Source organism: Synechococcus sp. A15-127 (assembly GCF_014280215.1).
Classification (GTDB): domain Bacteria; phylum Cyanobacteriota; class Cyanobacteriia; order PCC-6307; family Cyanobiaceae; genus Parasynechococcus.
On sequence record NZ_CP047948.1, the window covers coordinates 1,057,045 to 1,078,981 of the forward strand.

Below are 21,937 nucleotides of genomic sequence, written 5' to 3' on the forward strand. Positions count from 1 at the left end.
TGGGGATCAAGCCGGCAACCTACCTGAGCTGGTGCGTCAACTTCACATGGCGTTGTTCTTCTCAGCGAGCAGGCTGCGTTTGGGGTCATGGCGGAAGACCATGACGCTCAGCGGCGGCAGGCAGAGATCCAGAGCATTCTCATAGCTGTGAATGTTGCATGCCTCGGTGAATTTGCCGCCCATGTTCCCGAGATTGCTGCCTCCGTAACGCGCCGCATCACTGTTGAAGATCTCTTCGTAGAAGCCATCCACCGGCACACCGACGCGGTAGTTGGAGTGACTCGACGGCGTGAAGTTCGCCACCACCACGACCCAGCTTCCGCCCGTGCTTTCGCGTCGCATGAAACTGATCACGGAGTGGCGGTTGTCGTTGCAGTCGATCCACTGGAATCCGTACTGGTCGAAGTCGTCTCTCCAGAGAGAAGGTTCTGATTTGTAGAGGACATTCAGATCTTCGACGAGACGCTGGATGCCCTGGTGGGCGTCGTAGTTGAGCAGGTCCCACTGCAGATCCCCCCAGACATTCCATTCAGCGCGCTGGCCGAATTCCATCCCCATGAAGATGGTTTTCTTGCCTGGGTGCGTCCACATGTACGCGAGAAGAGCTCTGGTGTTGGCATATTTCTGCCAGTCATCTCCAGGCATCTTGTGCAGGAGATGGCTCTTTCCATGCACCACTTCATCATGGCTGAGCGCCAGCATGAAGTTCTCCGTGTAGGTGTACCAGATGGAGAAGGTGATGTTGTTCTGGTGGAACTGGCGGAACCAGGGATCCAGCTCGAAGTAATCGAGCATGTCGTGCATCCAGCCCATGTTCCACTTCAGGTTGAATCCCAGCCCGCCGATGTCGGTGGGTTGCGTCACCATCGGCCAGGTGGTGGATTCCTCGGCGATGGAGAGTGCCCCGGGGAAATGCTGGAACAGGACATGGTTGGCCTGTTGCAGGAAGCGCACGGCTTCGGTGTTCTCACGGCCGCCATGTTCGTTGGCAAGCCATTCACCGTCTGGACGCAGATAGTCGCGATAGAGCATCGAGGCGACAGCGTCGACGCGGATGCCGTCGATATGGAACTGCTCGAACCAGAACACCAGGTTGGCAACCAGGAAGTTGCGCACCTCGTTGCGGCTGTAGTTGAAGATCAGCGTTCCCCATTCCTTGTGTTCGCCGATGCGCGGATCGCCGTGTTCATAGAGATGGGTGCCATCGAAGAAAGCCAGTCCATGGCTGTCCTTGGGGAAATGCCCCGGTACCCAGTCGATGATCACGCCGATGCCTTCCGCGTGACAGCGATCCACGAAGGCCCGGAACTCGTCCGGGGTGCCGTAGCGGCTGGTGGGTGCATACCAGCCGGTCACCTGGTAACCCCAGGAACCATCGAAGGGATGCTCGGTGATCGGCATCAGTTCGATATGGGTGAAACCGCGGGCCTTGACGTACGGAATCAGGCGATCGGCGAGTTCGGCGTAGGTGAGCAGGCGTGCGCCTGGCTTCATGTCGGCGGCAGGCACCGGAGCGCGCGGTGTGCCGTCCGGCTGGATCCAGGGCTCGTCGGCTGAAGCGTGGATCCAGCTGCCGAGATGCATCTCGTAGACGGAGATCGGCTGGTCCAGGGCATTGCTGCTGTCGCGCTGGCGCATCCATTCGCCATCCGCCCAGCTGTAGCCGCTCAGGTGGGCCACAACGGAACTGTTCTCCGGGCGGACCTGGTGCTGGAAGCCGTAGGGATCGGCCTTCTGGTAGCAGTGCCCCTCCTGCGTCCGGATCTCGTATTTGTAGAGGGAGCCCTCGGGCAGCCCGGGGATGAACAGTTCCCAGATGCCGCCGAGGCGTTGCTGCATGGGATGGTGACGCCCGTCCCAGGAGTTGAGATCCCCGAGGATCGACACGCTCATGGCGTGAGGAGCCCAGAGGCAGAACATCACGCCGCTGACGCCATCCCGTTCGGTGACATGAGCACCCATCCGTTCCCAGATGTGGTGATGGTTGCCCTGGGCAAAGAGATGGCGGTCCATCTCACCCATCCATTCACCCCGGAAGGCCCAGGGGTCGTGCTGTTCATGGGTGATGCCGCCGCGAAGCACCCGAACCCTGTAGGCGCTGCCGGGGTTCTCGCTCAGCTTGGCCTCGAACACCCAGGGGTGATGGGGCGACTGCATCGGAAGCTGCTGATCGCCTAGCAGCAGGGTCACGGTCTCGGCTTCCGGCATCCAGACCCGGACGATCCAGTCACCCTCCAGGGGTTGGGGGCCGAGCACCGCGAGGGGATGATCGTGGCGGCAGTTCGCCAGTCGTTCGCCGTCCTGAACCATCCAGTCGAGGACTGCCGCGCCACCCATGAGAGACCTGAGAAGTGGGCGCGATGTTAAGCGGATTTCATCAGCAGGGATCGCGGTCGGATCAGACGAATTCCTCGGAGATGTCGACGTTGATGATCCGTCCACTGCCATCAAAGATGACGAACAGATTGGACGTTGTGTTCACGAACTCGACCGCCACGAGCACGAGCTGCTGCTCTCCACCCTGATTGGCGATCACCGCGTCCTTCACCTGGCGGAATCCGCCGGACACTTTTTGGAGTTTTGTCCACTTGCGCTCCAGGTCACCCGGTGCCAGCTCGCTCTGCATGTCGAGCGAGAGCTTCGAGCGGGCAACGACCCAGCGACCGGCTGCCAGGTCCTTCACGAAATCCAGAGCCGTCGCTTCGAGACCCTCGATCTGGCCTGCCCATTTCCAGGCCAGCAGTTTGCCGTCGTCATCCAGCATTAGCAGGATGGGTTTTTCACCGTCAGCCGTGCTTACAACGGCATCCACCGTGGTGGTGCGGTAACCGGGGGTCACCCCGATCACCTTGGTCGAGAGGATCGCCCTGCGACTGTCCAGTCGCTTCTGGATGGTCGCCACGTCGATGCTGCTGCGGACGCTCTCGGCCAAGTTGCTGTGAATCACGGCAGCCTGACGCTCTTTCAGGGCCTGGAGAAGCAGTTCTGTTGCGGCCGTCGACTGAGCAGGCGTCAAGTCCGTCTTATTGGTCTGCTGGGCGGCAACGGGAGCAGCGGCGACGATCGTGGCCAGCAGGCCGGCTAGCAGGTTCACATCGTTGATATCAGTCGGTGTTCACTTTGCCGGAGTCGAACGGAATCAGCGACAGGTGTGAGCCGGCAAGCTCGAGTGTCATGGTCACGACCCGATGTCGGCTGCCGGGGGGGCCACTGGCGACCTCGGGTGTTCCCGGATTGACCCCCACGGCTGGCCAGGCTGCGCCGGCGATCGAGAGCCGCAGTCGGTCGCCGGGATGCAGGGTCGCCAGCATCGGTTGCAGCGAAATCCGGCGCTGTGAGCAGAGCCGGGCCGGTTCGCCGGACACCCTCAGAACTCCGGTGCTGAGCTGTTGCACCTGGGAGCTCCCCCGGGGAAGCCTGGACAGGGCGACACAGAGATCAAACCCGGGTTGATCCGCAGAAGCATCCAGCGTCAGAACCGGTTGCCCCTGCAGCTGAACAGGCTGCCCGACCTCGCCGCCGGTGAAGGTGGCCACATCCGCGCGTTGATCAATCGCACTTCGCTCGGCCGGACCTGGATCCGGACTCAGGTGCCCTCCGATGGCCGGCACGGGCCGCCACGGGTCATGAACGATGGTCACGGTGCCCTGGCCTGGTTCCTGTGCTTTCAGAGTGCCGCTCTCCGGATCGATGCTGGTCAGTCCATCTCCCTGCAACCGCCAGGAGTGCTGTGTGGCACAGAGGGACTCCTGCCATTCGTGACGGGTCAGATCCCAGAACCGTGGCGAGGCCGCTGACGTCGGGGTGTCGGTTGAGAGCTTGAGGTGGCGATCGAAGAAGTGCAGCATCAGCCTCTGAGACTGAGGCCACCACTGCAGGTGACTGGCGGGACCGATGTGCAGCTCGGGAGCGCCGCCAGCAGCCGTGCTGCGCTGCCAGAGATCGAGGATTCCCAGAAGATGCGGGTCCCACCAGCCCCCCAGCAGCAGCATCGGTCGCTGCAGCCAAGTCAGCGGGGCGGTGTGAACCGTCCAGGCGTCGGGACGGAGCGGATCCTGCTGGAACCAGCGGCAGGCCATCCCGGCCGGATCGTGACGCTCGAGCAGGATGCGGCCCTCCCGCAGGTAGCTGCCCTCCTCAAGGCTGCGTCGGAGTGTCAGCCACGCCTCTTCATCGCCCTTCCGGCGTGCCTGAAGGGCGGCCAGCTGCAGGCCCCAACCCAGCCCGAGATGCCACCAGTGGGCGCCACCCTCGCTGCACCAGTGCTGCCGTTCATCCAGACCGGCCATGGCAGGTGCCAGGCACTCCGGCGGCGGCGCATCGTCCGGTGCCAGCAGCTGGGTCACTCCCTGATACGAGAAGCCGTAGCAGCCGAGGAGCCCGTTGCACTCGGGCAGCGCGCGCACCCAGGCGTGGGTTTCGGCCGTGTCTGAGGCCTCTTGCCCGAATCCTCCGAAACGTCCCTCGGAATCCCCCTGGCCGCGCACGTCCTGAACGACCACCAGATAGCCCTGCTCAGCCCACCAGCGGGGGTGGGCGTAGGTCACGGTCGAGGCGATCGCTCGTCCGTAGGGCTGGCGCATCAACAGTGCCGGCCAGGGTCCGCCATGGCGGGGATACCAGAGGTGTGCGCGCAGTCGCACCCTGTCGCTGAGCGTCAGCTCGGCCTCACGTTCGCCGACGGGGATCAGCTCAGCGCCCTCAGCGGACATCCGGACAGGTCATCCCCACGACATAGGTGATCAGCACTTCGGCATCCGTCGTGGAAAGGTTTCTCTGGCTCGCGATCAGCCGGGTGGTTTCACTGGAGTAGGCGGATTGGCCGTTGCCGTTCAGTCCGCGGAAGGAACTGCAGAGTGCACTGGCTTCTGAGGGGTTGCGCTTGACGCTGTTGAGCAGTTCCGATTCGGCGGCAACAGGAGAAGCTCCCACCACGGCCAGGACGATCCAGCGCATCAAACCGCTCATCAGCAGGTTCGTGTTTGATCCTTCATACGCATTGGATCGATGGGCCGGGTGAGCGGAGCGGTCAGTTCCTGAGTTGCCTGGCCTGCTGAATCCACGCTTTTGCCATCGGGAGATCCACCGATCCCGGCCGGGCGATGCCAAGGCTGCGCTGCAGTCGACCTGTCTGACGCACGAGCTGTTCCGGCGTGCAGTCGGCGAGTGCTCTGCGGCTGGCGATGCCGGCGTGCATCAGCAGGGCCGCATCCTGGGGCGCCAGATCCATTTCGCAGACCAGGGTCGCGATGCCCCGCAGCCGGTTCAGGTTGCGGGGGGAGGAGCGGCCGTTGCGCACAAGCCGGCTCAGTTGCAGGTCATCGAGGTCCCGCAGGGCTTCCCAGCTGCGGATTCCCGCTTTTTCCAGATCGGTGCGCTCCTGCCGGAAGGACTGAGGCAGATCGTTCCATTCCCGTGGATGGCTTTGATCACCGCCGCTCATCGGGGCGGGGCCTGACGGAAATCACGAACGATCTCTCCCAGGATCACCGGCCGGCTGCGTCCGTCCCCATCCGGTTGCACCGCTCGAAGCCGCACCTGGACCGTGCGGCTGCTGCGGCCTGCGCCGCGCAGGTTGCCCGCCAGCTGCTCGAGCGTCGGCGTCACTGCGGACATCGGCATCTCCGCTGGTGCCTGGGCGACCACCAGGGCTTCACCGTTGTCGAACACAATCGGCACCCGCACCGCTCCTTCGATCCGGACCGGTGGGGAGTAGCTCACCGCGAAGGCCCAGCAGCTCACCGACAGCAGCAGCGTGAAGCTGCTCACGCCCACCAGGCGAAAGCGCAGTCCCCAGCCGGCAACGAAGGCCACCACCGTCAGCAGCCCCAGAGCCAGGCCTGACCAGCCCAGCCAGGGCGCTGCGGTGAGCAAGAGCTGATCGATGGCCATGGGATCTGGTCTACCGCAGGGGACCTCCTTATATTGCGCGGGCTTCGGGGGACGACGTCGCGGTCGATGGGTGAAACGCGGCGGATCCCATGGTCAGGACGACGACTCTCCGCTGGTCTGTTGATCACCGGAGGCGTGGTGGCGGGCTGCTGGGGCCTCGATCGGGTTGCTGCGGATCTGGTGGCCCGGCTGATCCCGTCACTGGAAACTTCGATCAGTCGCCCTCTCGGGCACCCGATCGACCTTGGTGAGTACCGAGGGCTGCTGCCCTGGGGAGTGGCCATCGGTCGTTCGCGGATTCTCCCGGCGGAGCAGGACCGCTCCCAGGTGTCCGTCAGCGGCCTCACCATCCGCTTCGACCCGATCGCCAGTCTGCGTCACTGGAAGCCTGTGCTGAGGCTGCACCTGCAGGGGGCGGTGGCACGCCTGTCGCGCAATGCGGCAGGTGGGTACTGGATTCCGGGTCGCGGTCTGCCCGGATCGCAACCGCCACGTCTCGACCTGCGTTACAGCCTCGGTCCAGCGGCAAGGATCGAACTGGCTCCATCGGGGCAGACGCTGCTCGTGGGCGGTCGCTTCTCCCAGAACCTCGATGCGCGGACGTTCAGTACGGCGTTACGACTGGGCTGGAGCGATCAGAAGGGCGGCCTCCGGCTCGAAGGGCGCGGCCGCTGGGATCGTTCTCGGCTCGATCTGCATGGCCGGATGGACGGGTTGGCTCTGGACCGACTGGCGGCGTTGGTGTCCCCACGGGACGATCTCCGCATCAGCGGTCGTCTGGACGGCGATCTGCGCCTTCAATGGCGTCAGGGGCGTCCGGCGTGTCGCGGCAGCCTGTGGATGCGTGGGCTGGAGGTGCGCAGCGCATCCCTTCCCGACCCCCTCACCACCCCCCAGTTGGCACTGGGCTGCAGGGATCGCACCGTGTCCATCGCGCGGAGTCGCATCAGCTCCGGGGACTGGACCCTGGATGCCGTCGGGGATGTGATCCTGCAGCGCTCCCTGGATCTGCGTCTGCGGGCGCAGCGGAAGGGGCACGACGATGACCTCGCCATTCGGATGGATGGTCCCTGGGCCGCCCCGCGCTGGCGCTTGGCGGGGCAGCTGGACCTCCCTGAACAGATGGATCTCGAGGGGCCTCTGCAGATCAAGGCGCAGCTGCGCATGCCCTGGACGGATCCTGCCGCTCCACGGGTCGAGGTGGAGGACCTGCAGCTGCAGGCGCCCGGTGCTCGGTTGCGCCTGGCGGGTTCCGCTTATCCCAGGCTGGATCTGACCAGTCGAGAGCTGGCGCTGACTCCCGAGCTCTGGAAGGACAATGCTTCGCTCGTGAAGACTCTGGGGCCCGAGAGTGCTGTCAACGGAGGGTTCCGGCTCTCAGGCACCCTGCAGAAGCCAGAGCTCGCCGTCGATCTGCGGATGCGGGCCGGTGCCTCCAGGCTCCATCTCGTGGGCGATGCCTACCCCCGTCTGAACCTGATCAGCCAGGACCTGAGCCTGGCTCCGCCGCTGTGGAGCGCTGTCCCGGCGCTGCGGACGTCCCTCGGGCAAACAGGGACGATCTCGGGGAAGCTGATGGCGACCGGTCCACTGGCTGCCCCAGCTTTCACGCTGGAGCTGCAGCAAGGCGGCAATCCGTTCCTGGAGCGCTGGAATCTGAAGGCGGGCTGGTCTGCGGCCTCGTCGCTGCTGGTGCTCGACCGCTTCAACAGCCCGCTGCTTGATGGTTCCGGCCAACTGCCCCTTGCGCTGGGGGCCAACGGGCTGGAGACCGGCGCGCTTCAGGCCGCTCTGAACCTGAAGCCTCTGGCTCTGGATCGGTTCAGCGACCTGGCACGTGTGTCCCTGGGAGGGACGATCGCCGCCAGGGGGCGGCTTCAGGGGCCGCTGGACGCGCTGCGGCCTGATCTGGCGCTGGAACTGACGAACCCGCGGGTCGGTGCTCTGCAGCTGGCGGAGCGCTGGAAGGGTCGGATGCAAGGCGCCCTGGGCAAGGACCTGACTCTGGCCCTGGAGTCCCGTGATCATTCCGGCAGCCTCCGCGCCACCCTCGGCTCCGATGGCTGGCCCCGACGCGTCCAGGTGCAACGGGAGAACGGTGCCCTTGAACTCCAGGCTCAGGGCGGAGAGCGTCGCTATCGCTGGAATGCCGAGGGGTTCCCCCTCGATGGTCTGCAGGTGATCCTGGCGGCCCAGTCCCGGTCCGAGGGCGTCTCCGGCCGCCTTGACGGCAGTGGGGAACTGAGGGTCAGTCCGTTTCTCATCAGCGGCAGCCTCAGCCTCGATCAGCCCACGGCCTTCGGCGTCAACTTCATCGCTGCCAACTTGAGCGGACGACTATCAGAAGGGGCATTCCAGCTTCAGGGTGACCTGCAGCCTCCGGAAGGTCAGGTCGGCTTCACTGCAACCGGACGACTGGGTGGAGCCCTCAGCAGCCGGGCCGACGCGGAGGGATTGAGCGTGCCGTGGCTCGTCAATCTGGCCCGTCAGCTCCGCAACAAGGACCCCCTCGATGAGCTCGAGCGTGGCCGGGCCGAGGATCTCGGTCGCCTGGTGATCAACACCTTCGGCGGCAGCCTGGACGGTCAGCTGAAGGCACTGGCCCTCTCGCGGCAGGCGCTGCTGGACTACGAGCGGGATCATCCGCAGAAGGGCATCGATCCCTCTGACCTGCGTGGGCGTGTGGATGGCACCGCCATCCTCAACGGCCCGGATCTGGCCGGCCTGAACCTGGATCTCCAGGCCCGTGGTCACCTCTGGCTCGACTCTGCGGACCGGGATCTGGCCTTGCAGCTCGAACCGTTCGTGGCATCAATCCAGGGGCCTCTGCGTGCAGGAGAAGGACGCTTTCAGCTGCTGCATCTGCCCTTTTCACTGCTGGCCCTGTTCGGTCCACTGCCCTCGACGCTGCGGGGTGGACTGGGTGTTACGGGCCGCTATCGCCTGGATGAGCGCGGCGGTCCGCTTATCGATGCCGAGCTGGCACTCGAGCAGGCAGCGCTCGGGGACAGTGCGTTGCGGTTGGAGCGCCGCAGCATCGTTCTCAACGGCGACGCTCTCAACCTGGATCTGGCCTTGCGCGCCAGCAAGGCTGGGGAGTCGATCACGATCGTGGGTGCGTTGCCGCTGCAGCCCTCTTCGCCGCTCGATGTGCAGATCGAGAGCCATGGGGATGCCCTGAATTTTCTCACCGCCCTGTCCGGCGACTCCGTGGAGTTGAAGCGTGGCGCCATGGATCTGCGGCTGATGCTGCGCGGAACCCTTGAGCAGCCCCAGGCCAACGGCTTCCTGGTGATGGACAACCTGGATCTGAGGATCCGCGATCAGCAGCTGCGTCGCCTGCGGGCTTCGGTCCTGTTTGATTTCAACCGGCTCGAGATTCAGTCCCTGGAGGCGCAGCTGGCCTCGGGAGGTGAGCTGAGCGGCAGTGGTTCGATCGGTCTGTTCGCCCCGGTGGACGAACCGGATCCGCTCATGCTGGAACTCGTCAAGGCACGCATCGAGCAGGAGTCTCTGCAGGTGGTGGCCGACGCCAAGGTGACGCTCAGCGGTGTGATCAGCCGACCGGTGATCAGCGGCGAGATCAGCCTGGATCAGGGAGGGATCCGTCCCCGTGGAGGTCTGCTGTCGCGGCTGCGCCCGAGCAGGGCTCTCCCATCCACGCTTTCACCGGGAATTCAGGATGCCAACAGTGCTGTGGCGCCTGTTCAGCTCAACACGCTGATGCAGGAGAAGTGGGATTTCCAGGAGCCGCTTGTGTTGTTCGGCCCCGGCGTGCCCGTGGCGGCCCCTGATCAACTCAACGCTCTGCTGCCGAATCTGCCGGCGATTCAGTTCCGCAATCTGCGGCTGCGTCTGGGACCGAATCTGTCCGTGGACATGCCTCCCCTGGTCAGCTTCCGCGGCGGCGGACAGCTGCTGCTGAACGGTCCACTCGATCCCTCTCTGAAGCTGCGTGGTCTGATCCGCCTCAACAGCGGGCGCATCAGCCTCTTCTCCTCCACCTTCCGGCTGGATCACCGTGCCTCGAACGTCGCGGTGTTCACCCCGGCCCTGGGACTGGTTCCCTTCGTGGACATCGCCATGAAGTCGCGCATTTCTGAGTCGGTTGGTCTGAGCACCATCGGGAGTACTGGGTCGGGCAGCATCTTTGATGAACCTCAGCTCGGGGCTTTAGATGCCGTCAGCAGCGTCAGCGGAGGCAATTTCCAGCTGATACGGGTCACGGTCGAGGCCATCGGACCGGCGAATCGCCTCAGGGAAAATCTCGTCCTGCGCAGTTCGCCACGCCTGTCTCAGTCTCAGCTGCTGGCGCTGATCGGCGGCAACTCCCTGACCATGCTCTCCGGTGGGGGCGCCAGTGCTGCCCTGGCCACCGTGCTCGGCCAGTCCCTGCTGTCTCCGGTGCTGGGCACCCTCACCGACGCCATGGGACAGCGGTTGCAGGTGGCGCTTTACCCCACGTACGTCACGCCGGAGGTGAAAACGGAGGACGACCGCACCTCCGGTCGCGTTCCTCCCACCTTCGCGCTGATGACGGAGTTCGGCGTCGACATCACGGATCGCTTCGATGTCTCCGTGCTGGCGGCTCCCAACAACACCGATGTGCCACCGAAGGCCAGCGTCAGCTACCAGATCTCACCGAGCACCAGCATCTCCGGCGCGGTGGATGTCAACGGCACCTGGCAGAGCCAGCTGCAGGTGTTCTTCCGGTTCTGAACGATGAGCAGCGACGCTTCCGGACACAACAGCTCCCAGGTGATCGGCATCGATCTCGGTGGGACGGCGATCAAGTTGGCCCGCTTCAGCCGCAGCGGCGATCTGCTGGCGGAAGCCCAGTTGCCCACACCCCAGCCAGCGATGCCGGGGGCCGTCACCATGGCCTTGTGCGAGGCGGTGGAGGAGCTCGATCCACAGCGGCTCGCCGCTGTGGTGGGCATCGGTCTGCCGGGGCCGATGGATGCCACGGCCCGGGTGGCCCGGGTGTGCATCAATCTCCCCGGCTGGGAGGAGGTGCCTCTGTCGGACTGGCTGGAGCCGCGACTGGAGCGCCGGGTGACCCTTGCCAACGACGGCAATTGCGCCGTGGTGGGGGAGGCCTGGCTCGGTGCGGCGCAAGGCTATGCAGATGTCGTTCTCCTCACGCTGGGGACGGGGGTTGGGGGCGGAGTTCTGCTCAATGGATCCCTGTTCACCGGTCACAACGGTGCGGCTGCCGAGCCGGGCTTGATCGGGGTGGATCCGGAGGGTCCCGCCTGCAACAGCGGCAACCGCGGATCCCTCGAGCAGTTCGCCAGCATCGGGGCTCTGCGACGGCTTAGTGAACGGGAGCCCCGCGAACTGGGTCGTGCGGCGGCGGCGGGGGATCCGGAAGCCCTCGCGGTCTGGGACCGCTACGGCTCCAGCCTCGGTGTCGGGATCACATCACTGGTGTACATGTTCACGCCTCAGCTGGTGCTCCTGGGGGGCGGTCTGGCCGGAGCCGCACCGCATTTCCTGCCCGCGCTGAGACGCGAGGTGGAATCCAGGGTTCAGGCCGTGTCCCGCGAGGGGCTGAGGATCGAGGCCTGTGCCCTCGGCAATGGTGCCGGACGCCTCGGTGCGGCACGACTCGCCCTGCAGCGGCTGGGCGGGATGATGAGCGACAGCTGACTCTGATCCGCCATGACCACCGTCCCCGAGCCTTCTGCGGAGTTGTTGCAGCGGGCGGCTGCCGTGCGTCTGGCGGCCGTGGACCTGGGACAGACCGATGACGGTCAGCGGGCCGCGGCACTCCAGGCCATGGCGGATGCCCTGGACGAGCGGGCCGCGGCGATCGTGGCGGCCAACCGCGAGGATCTGGAGCGCTCGGCCGCTGAGGGACTGGCGCCGGCCCTGATGGCGCGCCTCAAGCTCGATGCCACCAAGCTGGCCGGGGCGATCGAAGGAGTGCGCAAGGTGGCGGCCCTGGAGGACCCGCTCGGCCGCAGGCAGCTTCATCGCGAGTTGGATCAGGGTCTTGTGCTGGAGCGGATCACCGTTCCGCTGGGGGTGGTGGGCGTCATCTTCGAGGCCAGGCCGGATGCCGTCATGCAGATCGCCTCACTGGCGATCCGCTCGGGAAACGGTGCCATCCTCAAAGGCGGCAGCGAGGCGCGCTGCACCAACGAGGCCGTGATGGAGGCCCTGAAGCACGGGCTGAGCAGCAGTGCCGTGTCGGCTGATGCCCTGACGCTGCTCACCACCCGCCAGGAGAGCCTGGCGCTGCTGCGCCTCGATGGATTGGTGGATCTGATCATTCCGCGCGGCAGCAATGAGCTGGTCCGTTTCATCCAGGACAACACCCGGATTCCAGTGCTGGGTCATGCCGATGGCATCTGCCATCTCTACGTCGATGCAGCGGCCGATGTGGCCCAGGCGCTGCGGGTGGCCATCGACAGCAAGACGCAGTATCCGGCCGCCTGCAACGCCATCGAGACCCTGCTGGTTCACGAGGCGATCGCGCCGGCGTTTCTGGCCGAAGCGGTTCCGGCCTTTCGGGATGCCGGTGTGACCCTGCGTGGAGATGCTGCCAGTCAGGCTCTCGGCGTGGAGGCGGCCGCCAGTGAGGAGGACTGGCGCACGGAATATCTCGATCTGGTGCTCGCGGTGCGGGTGGTTCCCGACATGGACTCCGCCATGGAGCACATCCGTCGCTTCGGCTCGCGCCACACCGAGGCGATCGTCACCGGTGATGCGGCGGTCGCCGACCGGTTCCTGGCGGCAGTGGACAGTTCCGGTGTGTATCACAACTGCTCCACGCGCTTCGCCGATGGTTTCCGTTACGGCTTCGGAGCCGAGGTGGGCATCAGCACCCAGACGCTTCCTCCTCGCGGCCCCGTCGGTCTTGAGGGTCTGGTGACCTATCGCTACCGCCTGCGGGGAGACGGTCACATCGCCGCGGACTTCTCCTCCGGTGCCCGTCAGTTCAGCCACAGCGACCTGCCGCTTTGACTGATCTCGATGCCCTTCACATCCGTGAGCTGAGGCTCTGGGCCCACGTCGGGGTGCTGGAGCACGAGCGTCGCGATGGGCAGTGGTTCCGCCTCGACATCACGCTGTCTCTCGATCTGAGTCGCCCCGCAGCCGATGACGATCTCAGCGGCAGCGTGGATTACAGCCGCACGATCGCTGCACTGCAGGAGCTGGCCGCAGGTCTGCGCTGCCTGACGATCGAGCACTTCAGTGAGCAGGTGCTGGATCGGCTGGAGAGCCTTCACGGCCCGCTGCCCGTCTGGCTGCGGCTCTGCAAGTGCGCTCCTCCCGTCTCCGGTTTCGATGGCTGGGTTGCCGTGGAGCGCGTCCGTCACGGGGCATCCCGACCGACGGCATGAGTGCGTCTCCGCCGCTGGTGCTGATGCATGGTCTCTGGGACACCCCGCGGTTGTTCCGGCGGTTGATTCAGGCCCTCGATCAACCGGAGCGGCCGCTGCTGGCCCCCCATCTTCCCCACGGTCTGGGTCACGTCCCGTTGCGCGCGCTGGCTGGCCGTCTGGACCGGCAGATCCGGGAACGGTTCGGGGATGACACGCCGATCGATCTGCTCGGTTTCTCGATGGGGGGCGTGATCAGTCGCATCTGGCTGCAGGAACTCGCCGGCGCCCAGCGAACGCGCCGCTTCTTCAGTGTCGGCAGCCCCCAGAACGGCACCCTGGCAGCGATGGCGGTGCCGCGGCCGCTGCTGGCGGGTGCGGCAGACATGAAGATCGGCAGTGACCTGCTGCGGGATCTGAACCGTGATCCCCAGGCCCTGGCGGCGGTTTCCTGTCGCAGCTACACCTGCCGCTGGGATCTGATGGTGTGTCCCGGATGGTGGGCCGTGCTTCCGCAGGGGAGCAGTTGTGAACTGCCGGTCTGGACCCACCAGCAGATGATCTCCCATCCCGATGCCCTGCGCATCCTGCGGAGGGATCTGCGCCTGCCCTGAGGTTCAGGCGGCCTGGAGGCCGGAGTGACGGATCAGGGCGGCGGTGCTGGCGGAACGCCCCCGGAAGGCTTGGAACACCTCGGCAGGTGCACGGCTGCCACCGAGGCTCAGCACGGTGTCGCGGAAGCGAGCACCTGTGGCCCGCACCTGCTGCTCCTGATCGAGACCGACTTCCTCGAAGGCGGCGAAGGCATCAGCGCTGAGCACCTCGGCCCACTTGTAGGAGTAGTACCCGGCGGCGTAGCCACCGGCGAAGATGTGGCCGAAGGCACAGAGGAACTGATCCTCCGGAATCGGCGCGATCACGGAGGTGGTCTCGGCGATCGAACGGCGCAGCTGGTCGGGGCTTGTGCCCGAGGCTGGGGTCCAGCTGCTGTGCAGGCGCAGATCGGTTAGGGCGAAATGCACCTGGCGCAGGGTTGCGAGCCCGGCGTTGAACGTGCGGCTGAGCAGCAGTTTTCTGTATTCCTCTTCAGGCAGTGGTTCGCCGGTCTGCCAGTGCCGGGCCATGCCCATCAGGGTGGCGTGATCCAGGCACCAGTTCTCCATGAACTGGCTTGGAAGTTCAACGGCATCCCACTCGACGTTGTTGATGCCCGCTGCCTCCGGCTCCTCCACGGTGGTGAGCATGTGCTGGAGTCCGTGGCCGAATTCGTGGAAGAGGGTCTCGACCTCCTCGAAACTCATCAGGCTTGGGGCATCACCCACCGGGGGGGTCTGGTTGCAGATGAGGTAAGCCACCGGCAGCACCGGTTCGCCGCTCGCTGACCGGCTGCGTCCGAGACACTCATCCATCCAGGCTCCGCCGCGTTTGCTGGCGGGACGGCTGAAGGGGTCGAGATAGAAGGCCGCAACCGGTTCTCCGTCACGACCGTGCACGCGGAAGTAGCGCACGTCCGGATGCCAGATGGGTGCGTCTCCATCGGCGGCCCGGATCTCCACATCGAACAGGCGGTTGCAGAGTCCGAACAGACCCTCGAGCACCTGAGGCAGGGGGAACCAGGGGCGAAGCGCCTCCTGGTCGAGATCGAAGCGTTCACGACGCATTTGTTCGGACCAGTAGGGCACGTCCCAGGCGGCGAGCGTGTCAGCTTCGGCAGCTCCCTGGCGTGCTGCGCAGGCCTTCAGTTCCGCCAGCTCCCGTTCCGCTGCAGGGAAGGCTGCCGCGCGTAGCTCTTCCAGCAGCGCTTCCACGGCGTCGACGTCGTCCGCCATCTTCGCGGCCAGGCTGACGTCGGCCCAGTGGCGATAGCCGAGGCGCCCAGCCTGTTCCGTCCGGAGGCTGAGGATCTCCTCGATCAGAGCGCGGTTGTCGAGTTCTCCATCGCTGGCCCGGCTGACGTGGGCGCGATAGACGGTTTCGCGCAGATCACGGTTCTCAGCGTGGGTCAGAAACGGCAGATAGCGGGGCATGTCAAGTCCCAGCAACCAGGGGCCGGAGGAGGCCGTGGCGTCGGTTTCCCCAGCGTCCCTGGCCGCGGCCGCCAGGGCCTCCAGGGCCCGTGGCGGCAAGCCGGCCACCTGCTCGGGATCCCTGAGCATCAGGGTCCACTGCTGGGTTGCATCCAGCACGTGATTGCTGAACTGAGTGGATAACGCTGCCAGGCGCTCACTGGACGTGTTGAAGGCGGACTGCACATCCGGCGCAAGGCCGACACCGCGGTGGCGCATCGAGAGCAGTTCCGCCGCGAGGATCCGTTGCCTTGTCTCGCTCAGGGGCTCCGCCGGTAGGTCGCGAAGCCGTTGCAGCGCTCGATGCAGCACCTGACTCTGGCCGAGTCGGTTGCCGAGACGAACGACTTCGGGCTGTTGAGCAGCGTGAGCTTCCCGCAGATCCTTGGAATTGCAGACCCCGTTGAGGTGGGACACAACGCCCCAGCTCCAGCGCAGCCGTTCACCGATCCGTTGCATCGGGATCATGACGGCATCCCAGGGCAGGGGGGCATCGCTGCTCAGGGCTTGATCCAGCGACTGTTCCAGGGCGCTGAACTCGTCGTTGAGCGCTTTCAGCAGAGCCGGAACATCGCGGCTCACCGTCTCAGGGTTGATGGCGCTGTACTGAGGAAGGCCTTCCCCGCGCAGCAGAGGAGAGAGTGTCGCGGTCATATCAGCCGAGGGGGAGACGGTTAATCAGGGCCATCAGGCTGAGACTGCTCAGCTGGTTGGCCAGAGCATCGGTGGAGGCTTCGTAGAGATCCATGGCCACCCGTGGCCAGATGCCGATCACAAGTGTGGGCACCAGCAGGCTGAGACCGATCACCAGCTCGCGGGGATGCATATCCTCCACACTCGCCAGTGCCGGGATCCTCGGACCGAAGAAGACCCGCCGGCACATCGAGAGCAGGTAGATGGGCGTCAGCACCAGCCCGATGGCCGCCATCAGCACGGTGATGGCTCGGAACAGGGACGTGAAGTTCTCCTGGCTGGTGATGCCGAGAAACACGGTGATTTCGCTGATGAACCCGCTCATGCCTGGCAGGGCGAGCGACGCCAGCGAGCTGGCCAGGAAGAAGGCGAAGGTGATCGGCAGTGCCTTGGCAAGGCCTCCCATGTTGGGAATGGACAGCGTCTTGGTTCGTTCGTAGAAGACGCCGGTCACGAAGAACATCGCTGCGGCGATCAGACCGTGACTCACCATCTGGAGCATCGCTCCGCTGACACCGAGAGCATTGACGGCCCCGATGCCGAGGAGAACAAAGCCCATGTGGCTCACCGAGCTGCAGGCGATCCGCCGTTTGACGTTGTCCTGGGCGAAGGCGTTCAGGGCTCCGTAAATGATGTTGACGATGCCGATGATCACCAGCGCGGGGGCGAGGGTGAGGTGGGCGTCTGGAAGCATCTGGACGTTGAAACGCAGCAGCGCGTAGCCACCCATCTTCAACAGCACTCCTGCCAGCAGCATCGAAACCGGTGCATTCGCCTCGCCATGGGCATCGGGTAGCCAGGTGTGCAGAGGGAACATCGGCAGTTTCACGCCGAAACCGACCAGGAAGCCGATGTAGCAGAGCAATCCGAAGCTGCCGCCGGGGGAGCGGGCCGCCAGCTCGGTGAGATTCAGAGTGAACTCGTCTCCGGAGAGGGCTAGTGCCAGGCCGCTGATCAGGATCAGCAGCGATGCAAGCGCTGTGTAGAGGATGAATTTCGTGGCCGCGTACTGCCGGTTCTGCCCTCCCCAGATGGCGATCAGGAGGTAAACCGGGACCAGCTCGAGTTCCCAGGCCAGGAAGAACAGCAGGAAATCCTGGGACAGAAAGACAATGCCCTGGGCTGATGCCTGCACCAGCAGCAGGGCGAAATACAGGCGCGATTTCTGCTCCACAGACCAGCTGGCCGCTACTGACAGCAGGGTGACGAGACCGCTGAGCACCACGAGGGGGGCTGACAGACCATCGGCACCGAGGGACCATTCCAGGCCGATCACGGGCAACCAGTTGACCCTCTCCACCAGTTGAAGGCCGTCGATGGAGGGATCGAAACGGGTGGCGAAAACCACCAGCATCAGCAGCAGATCCACCAGAAGCACCGCCAGGGCCAGGTTTCGCGGCCATGGAGACGGTTGATCGTCATCCCCGGGAAGCAGGGGCATGAACAGGGCACCGGCGGCCGGTAACAGGACGATCAGGGAGAGCCAGGGAAACGTCGCTTCGGATGTGGCGGCTTGCACTAGCCCAACGTCCATCCCGTGTCCGCAATCTTTAACAAACCTAACAGGGCTGGATCAGTGATTTGGGTACAACTACCCATCTTCTGCCGGCTGCCAGTGGCTGCCGGCGGTCTGGAGGTTCAGCACCGGAGCGCGGCTGGCAACGCCTGCCGCCTCCCAGGCTTTCACCATGGCCCGGCTGACGGCGTTGCCGCAGTCCTCGGAGCAGAGCGCCAGAACGCTGGGGCCGGCGCCGCTGATGGCGCACCCCCAGGCGCCTGCCTCGAGCGCCGCGGCCTTCACCTGGTCGCCACCCTTGATCAGCCGCCAGCGGTAGGGCTCGTGCAGCCGGTCGTGCATGCCATCGGCGATCAGATCGCCGTTGCCGGTGCGCAGTCCCTGCAGCAACAGGGTGAGTGCCCCCAGGTTCACAACGGCATCGCTCACGGGGATCGCTTTCGGCATGGCGCGTCGCGCCTCGCTGGTGCTCAGGCGGATCGAGGGGATCGCGACCACCGCTTTCACCGTGCTGATCCATTCGCAGCGCACCACCCGCCAACGCTGAGAGGCCGCTTTCGCGGTCATGCAGAGCCCCCCCAGCAGGGAAGGAACCACATTGTCCGGATGTCCCTCGATGTCGATGGCCAGCTCCAGCAGTTTCTCCTTGCTCAGCGGTTCACCCACCAGGGCATTCGCGCCCATCAGCCCGGCCACGATCGCCGTGGCACTGCTTCCCAGCCCCCGTGCCGGCGGCACCGCGAGACGCACCCGGGCTTCCAGGGCGACCGGTTCCATGTCAGCGGCCTTCCAGACGCGCTGGGCGGCTCGGTACACGAGGTTGTCGGGCCCACCGCGCAGATGGCTGCCCTCCGTGCCCTCGATGATCAGCTCGAAGCGTTCCCCATTGCCCTCGATGCGTCGCATCGCGAAGCGGTTGTTCAGATCAAGGGCCGCGCCGAGGCAGTCGAATCCCGGACCGAGGTTGGCGGTGGTCGCCGGGACGTCCACCACCACTTTCTGACCGATGCGCGGCTGCGCCATCCCAGCTGAACTGCTCAGGACAGTGTCCCACTCGACTCAGCGAGCATCCGGGCCCGACAGGCAGAGCTGAACAATCCGGCATCCGGATCGACCACGGCGGTCACCTGCAGACCGTCGATGAACTCCCGGAAGCGGCCCTTGTCCCGCATCGCCTCGAGGAAGGTGGCTGACCTCAGACCCGCCAGCTGCTTCGCTGCGGTGCCGCCTCCCACCCAAAGGCCTCCGGTGCAGAGCTCCTGCAGAGCAAGGTCGCCGGCGGCGGCGCCATAGGCGGAGAGCCAAAGCTGCTCGGCATGGATCATCAGCGGATCCCCGGCGGCTGCAGCATGGCTGGCCTGTGCTGGAAGATCGCTGGCCATGTTGCGGCGCCAGGCCTCACCGATCGCTCGCAGCGGATGGTTGGCAGCCTCCGGTTTCTGCAGCAACCAGTGGGCGATATGTCCAAGGCCGGTGCCGCTGACGATCCGCTCCACCGACAGCCGATCCAGGTTGAGGTCCTGCTTGAGCCAGCAGGCGAGCTGCCATTCCTCATCCGTGCGGGGAGCGAACTCGCGATGGCCTCCCTCACTGGCCAGAGCCATCAGCCCATGGCTCCCGTGCACCCCCCTGGCCATGCCGAGGCCTGTTCCCGCTCCGAGAATCGCCACCGGTCCGGAGTCGCGGGTGCCCTCCTGCAGCACCACCTGCTGCTCGGCATCGAAATGGGGCAGGCCGTAGATCAGAACGGCGAAATCGTTCACCAGTTCCAGCTGGTTCATGGCCGCGGCCTTGGACAGGGCCCTCTCCTCCAGTTGCCAGGGGAGGTTGGTGATCCTGGCGCTGTGGTTGCGCACAGGCCCTGCGACGGCGATGCAGCCATGCGTGGGTGCTGCGATGTCCTCCGGCCGGTTGTTGAGGAAGGCCTGGAGCATCGGTTCCAGCGATGGCCATTCGCTGGATGCGAAACGGTGCTGATGCAGAACCTGGAGGCCTGAGCCATCGAGGCCGTACAGGGCAAGAAGGGTCTTCGTTCCTCCCATGTCCCCCGCCAGAAGAGTGGTGGCGGCCATGTGACGCTCCGACGCTGTCTGCCTCAGGCTGCATGTGATGTCGTCAGCCGTAAAGGCCGGAGACCGGCGGGGTTCAGAAAAAGTCGAGCGGCAGTGGTCCCCAGGTGGTGCTGGGCTGAGTCTCATCGTCGCCGTGGCCACTGATCAGGACCCCTTCCCCGAGGCCGTGTTCGATGCGGATCCGGATCGTGCCCACTTTCTGGTTGGCCTTCAGATAAGCCGGCCCGCTCTCCTCGGTTGTTTCGACAAGGTCGAGAGGATCCCAGCCCTGGCTGCTCTCCAGGGTGCGCAGCGTCTTGAGCGCCATTTCGGCGGAGGGCGCCATCACGCCAACGGTGAACCAGCTGGACTGACTAAGGGCGTTGGCGAGTTCGGCCCGGAGCCGATCGGCTGACGCGGGGCTCAGCTCCGGTGCCCCCCGCAACCGGGCCAGGTCACTCAGCTGGGTGATGCCGCGATCGCTCATGGCTTCAGCTCCAGGCCTGCCAGCCGCTGGGCATTCGCCACCTGTGCAGCGGTGAGCAGATCGGCCACTGGCTTCTCACCGAGATCCCCGTCGCGGCGACTTCGAAGGCTGACGGCACTCCGTTCGGCCTCTTTGGCACCAATCACGGCCAGAACAGGGATCTTCATCTGTTCGCCGCTGCGGATCAGCTTGCCGAGGCGGTCGCCGCTGCGATCGACAGTGGCGCGCACTCCGGCCTGGGTCAGCTGCTCCAGCAGCTGTTCGGCATAGGGCTGCACCTCGTCGGTGACCGGCAACAGCCGCACCTGCTCGGGAGCCAGCCAGAAGGGGTAATCACCGGCGTAGTTCTCGGTCATGATCCCGAAGAACCGTTCCAGCGAGCCGAAGATGGCGCGGTGGATCATGATCGGGCGCTTCTTGCTGCCATCCGCAGCGATGTAGTCGAGCTTGAACCGTTCCGGCAGGTTGAAATCCAGCTGGATGGTGGAGCACTGCCACATCCGGCCGATGGCGTCTTCGATCTTCAGGTCGATCTTGGGGCCGTAGAAGGCGCCGCCCCCTTCATCGATCTTGTAAGCCCAGCCCTTGCGTTCGAGGGCTTCGATCAAGCCCTTGGTGGCCAGATCCCAGACGGCTTCATCGCCGATCGATTTCTCCGGACGGGTGGAGAGATTGATCTCGTAATTGCTGAAGTCGAAGGTGGAGAGGATCCGTTCGGTGAGGTCCAGGATGCGCAGGATTTCATCGCTGATCTGCTCTGGCAGGCAGAACACGTGGGCGTCGTCCTGGGTGAAGCCCCGCACACGCATCAGGCCGTGCATCACCCCAGGCCGTTCGTAGCGGTACACGGTTCCCAGCTCGGCCCAGCGGATCGGCAGTTCCCGGTAGCTGCGCAGTTTGCTGGCGTAGGTGAGCACGTGGAAGGGGCAGTTCATCGGCTTGAGCTGGTACTCCCGCTCATCCACCTGCATCGGGCCGAACATGCTTTCGGCGTAGAAGTCGAGGTGGCCGGAGGTCTTCCAGAGGCTGATGTCGGCCACATGGGGCGTGTAGAGCAGCTCGTAGCCGCCTTCGAAATGAGCCTGGCGCCAGAATTCCTCGATCAGCAGACGCATGCGGGCGCCGCGGGGGTGCCAGAACACCAGACCGGCTCCGGCTTCATCCTCGATCGAGAACAGATCGAGATCCTTGCCGATGCGCCGGTGGTCGCGGCGCAGGGCTTCTTCCTTGCGACGTTTGTGTTCCGTCAGCTGCTCAGGTGTTTCCCAGGCGGTTCCGTAGATCCGCTGCAGCTGGGCTCTGGTTTCGTCGCCTCGCCAGTAGGCGCCGGCAACACTTTCGAGCTCGAAGGCCTTGGGGTTGAGCTGTCCTGTGTGCTCCACATGGGGCCCTGCGCAGAGATCCCACCACTCCTCCCCGAGGGTGTAGAGGGTGATCGGCTCCTGCAGCCCTTCGAGGATTTCGAGCTTGTAAGGCTCGTTCTGAGTCTTGATCTTGGCTTCAGCGTCTGACCTGCTCACCTCGAGGCGCTCAAGGGGGAGCTTCTTGTTGATGATCTTGATCATCCCTTTCTTGATCGCCTTCAGATCGGCCTCCGTGAAGGGATCCGGGTTGTCGAAGTCGTAGTAGAAGCCTGTTTCGGTCCAGGGGCCGATGGTCACGCGGGCCTGGGGAAAGAGCTGCTGCACCGCCATGGCCATCACATGGCTCATCGAGTGGCGGATCTTCAGCAGCTGCACGTTCTCGCTGGTCTTGGGCAGAACCACCGGAGCTGAGGGGGCTGGGGTGGTTGCTGCAGCGCTGCTCACCGGTTCCTGGTCAGGGCCCGCCATCCTATGAGCGAGTTGCGGTTCAGTTTGTGATCGACAGCGATGCATCCGGCCAACCATCGGAGGCCGGAA

At 65.1% G+C, this 21,937-nt stretch carries 17 protein-coding genes; 5 read left to right on the top strand and 12 right to left on the bottom strand.

The genetic code is table 11. From position 1 onward, the window contains the following. Positions 1 to 42 precede the first annotated feature (42 nt). From glgB to SynA15127_RS05205, 6 genes are all read right to left on the bottom strand, one after another. Complete coding sequence (gene glgB / locus SynA15127_RS05180; RefSeq protein WP_186485276.1) at positions 43 to 2,337, bottom strand: 1,4-alpha-glucan branching protein GlgB; 2,295 nt, start codon at positions 2,335 to 2,337, stop codon at positions 43 to 45. A 61-nt stretch (positions 2,338 to 2,398) separates the two neighbouring features. After that, positions 2,399 to 3,094 (bottom strand): DUF3887 domain-containing protein, encoded by a 696-nt coding sequence (locus SynA15127_RS05185; protein ID WP_186485277.1) that lies wholly within the window; start codon positions 3,092 to 3,094, stop codon positions 2,399 to 2,401. A 10-nt stretch (positions 3,095 to 3,104) separates the two neighbouring features. Then, positions 3,105 to 4,712, bottom strand: coding sequence for a CocE/NonD family hydrolase (locus SynA15127_RS05190; protein WP_186485278.1), 1,608 nt, complete (start codon positions 4,710 to 4,712; stop codon positions 3,105 to 3,107). Continuing rightward, on the bottom strand, positions 4,702 to 4,956 hold the full coding sequence (locus tag SynA15127_RS05195; RefSeq protein WP_186485279.1) for a hypothetical protein: 255 nt from the start codon (positions 4,954 to 4,956) through the stop codon (positions 4,702 to 4,704). The genes SynA15127_RS05190 and SynA15127_RS05195 overlap by 11 nt, the downstream gene beginning before the upstream one ends. Before the next feature lie 73 nt (positions 4,957 to 5,029). After that, on the bottom strand, positions 5,030 to 5,443 hold the full coding sequence (locus SynA15127_RS05200) for a DUF4332 domain-containing protein (RefSeq protein ID WP_186485280.1): 414 nt from the start codon (positions 5,441 to 5,443) through the stop codon (positions 5,030 to 5,032). Beyond that, complete coding sequence (locus SynA15127_RS05205; protein ID WP_186485281.1) at positions 5,440 to 5,892, bottom strand: Ycf51 family protein; 453 nt, start codon at positions 5,890 to 5,892, stop codon at positions 5,440 to 5,442. Before SynA15127_RS05205 ends, SynA15127_RS05200 begins: the two co-directional genes overlap by 4 nt. 66 nt (positions 5,893 to 5,958) lie before the next feature. Between SynA15127_RS05205 and SynA15127_RS05210 the strand changes: the two genes are divergently transcribed. From SynA15127_RS05210 to SynA15127_RS05230, 5 genes are read left to right on the top strand one after another with little or no spacing between them, the layout of a single operon-like run. Beyond that, positions 5,959 to 10,611: a translocation/assembly module TamB domain-containing protein gene (locus SynA15127_RS05210; protein WP_186485282.1), complete on the top strand. Its 4,653-nt coding sequence runs from the start codon at positions 5,959 to 5,961 to the stop codon at positions 10,609 to 10,611. Between the two features lie 3 nt (positions 10,612 to 10,614). Then, positions 10,615 to 11,544: an ROK family protein gene (locus SynA15127_RS05215; protein ID WP_186485283.1), complete on the top strand. Its 930-nt coding sequence runs from the start codon at positions 10,615 to 10,617 to the stop codon at positions 11,542 to 11,544. A gap of 12 nt (positions 11,545 to 11,556) precedes the next feature. Further along, positions 11,557 to 12,864: a glutamate-5-semialdehyde dehydrogenase gene (locus SynA15127_RS05220; protein WP_186485284.1), complete on the top strand. Its 1,308-nt coding sequence runs from the start codon at positions 11,557 to 11,559 to the stop codon at positions 12,862 to 12,864. Further along, positions 12,861 to 13,244 carry a dihydroneopterin aldolase gene (locus SynA15127_RS05225; protein WP_186485285.1) on the top strand — a complete coding sequence of 128 codons (384 nt, stop codon included), beginning with the start codon at positions 12,861 to 12,863 and terminating at the stop codon, positions 13,242 to 13,244. The genes SynA15127_RS05220 and SynA15127_RS05225 overlap by 4 nt, the downstream gene beginning before the upstream one ends. Continuing rightward, entirely contained in the window at positions 13,241 to 13,837 is a 597-nt protein-coding gene (locus SynA15127_RS05230; RefSeq protein ID WP_186485286.1) for a triacylglycerol lipase, read from the top strand. The genes SynA15127_RS05225 and SynA15127_RS05230 overlap by 4 nt, the downstream gene beginning before the upstream one ends. 3 nt (positions 13,838 to 13,840) lie before the next feature. Here SynA15127_RS05230 and SynA15127_RS05235 read toward each other — a convergent pair whose 3' ends face one another. From SynA15127_RS05235 to thrS, 6 genes are all read right to left on the bottom strand, one after another. Next, positions 13,841 to 15,943, bottom strand: a complete 2,103-nt coding sequence (locus SynA15127_RS05235) for a M3 family metallopeptidase (RefSeq protein WP_186485287.1) — start codon at positions 15,941 to 15,943, stop codon at positions 13,841 to 13,843. 1 nt (position 15,944) lies between these two features. Then, positions 15,945 to 17,516: an NAD(P)H-quinone oxidoreductase subunit 4 gene (locus tag SynA15127_RS05240; RefSeq protein ID WP_186485288.1), complete on the bottom strand. Its 1,572-nt coding sequence runs from the start codon at positions 17,514 to 17,516 to the stop codon at positions 15,945 to 15,947. Between the two features lie 57 nt (positions 17,517 to 17,573). Next, complete coding sequence (thrB, locus tag SynA15127_RS05245; RefSeq protein WP_043690604.1) at positions 17,574 to 18,521, bottom strand: homoserine kinase; 948 nt, start codon at positions 18,519 to 18,521, stop codon at positions 17,574 to 17,576. A gap of 14 nt (positions 18,522 to 18,535) precedes the next feature. Continuing rightward, on the bottom strand, positions 18,536 to 19,570 hold the full coding sequence (glk, locus tag SynA15127_RS05250; RefSeq protein ID WP_186485289.1) for a glucokinase: 1,035 nt from the start codon (positions 19,568 to 19,570) through the stop codon (positions 18,536 to 18,538). Positions 19,571 to 19,643: 73 nt separating this feature from the next. Continuing rightward, entirely contained in the window at positions 19,644 to 20,036 is a 393-nt protein-coding gene (locus SynA15127_RS05255) for a DUF1824 family protein (RefSeq protein WP_186485290.1), read from the bottom strand. Then, positions 20,033 to 21,868, bottom strand: coding sequence for a threonine--tRNA ligase (gene thrS / locus SynA15127_RS05260; protein WP_186485291.1), 1,836 nt, complete (start codon positions 21,866 to 21,868; stop codon positions 20,033 to 20,035). The genes SynA15127_RS05255 and thrS overlap by 4 nt, the downstream gene beginning before the upstream one ends. Positions 21,869 to 21,937: the final 69 nt, after the last annotated feature.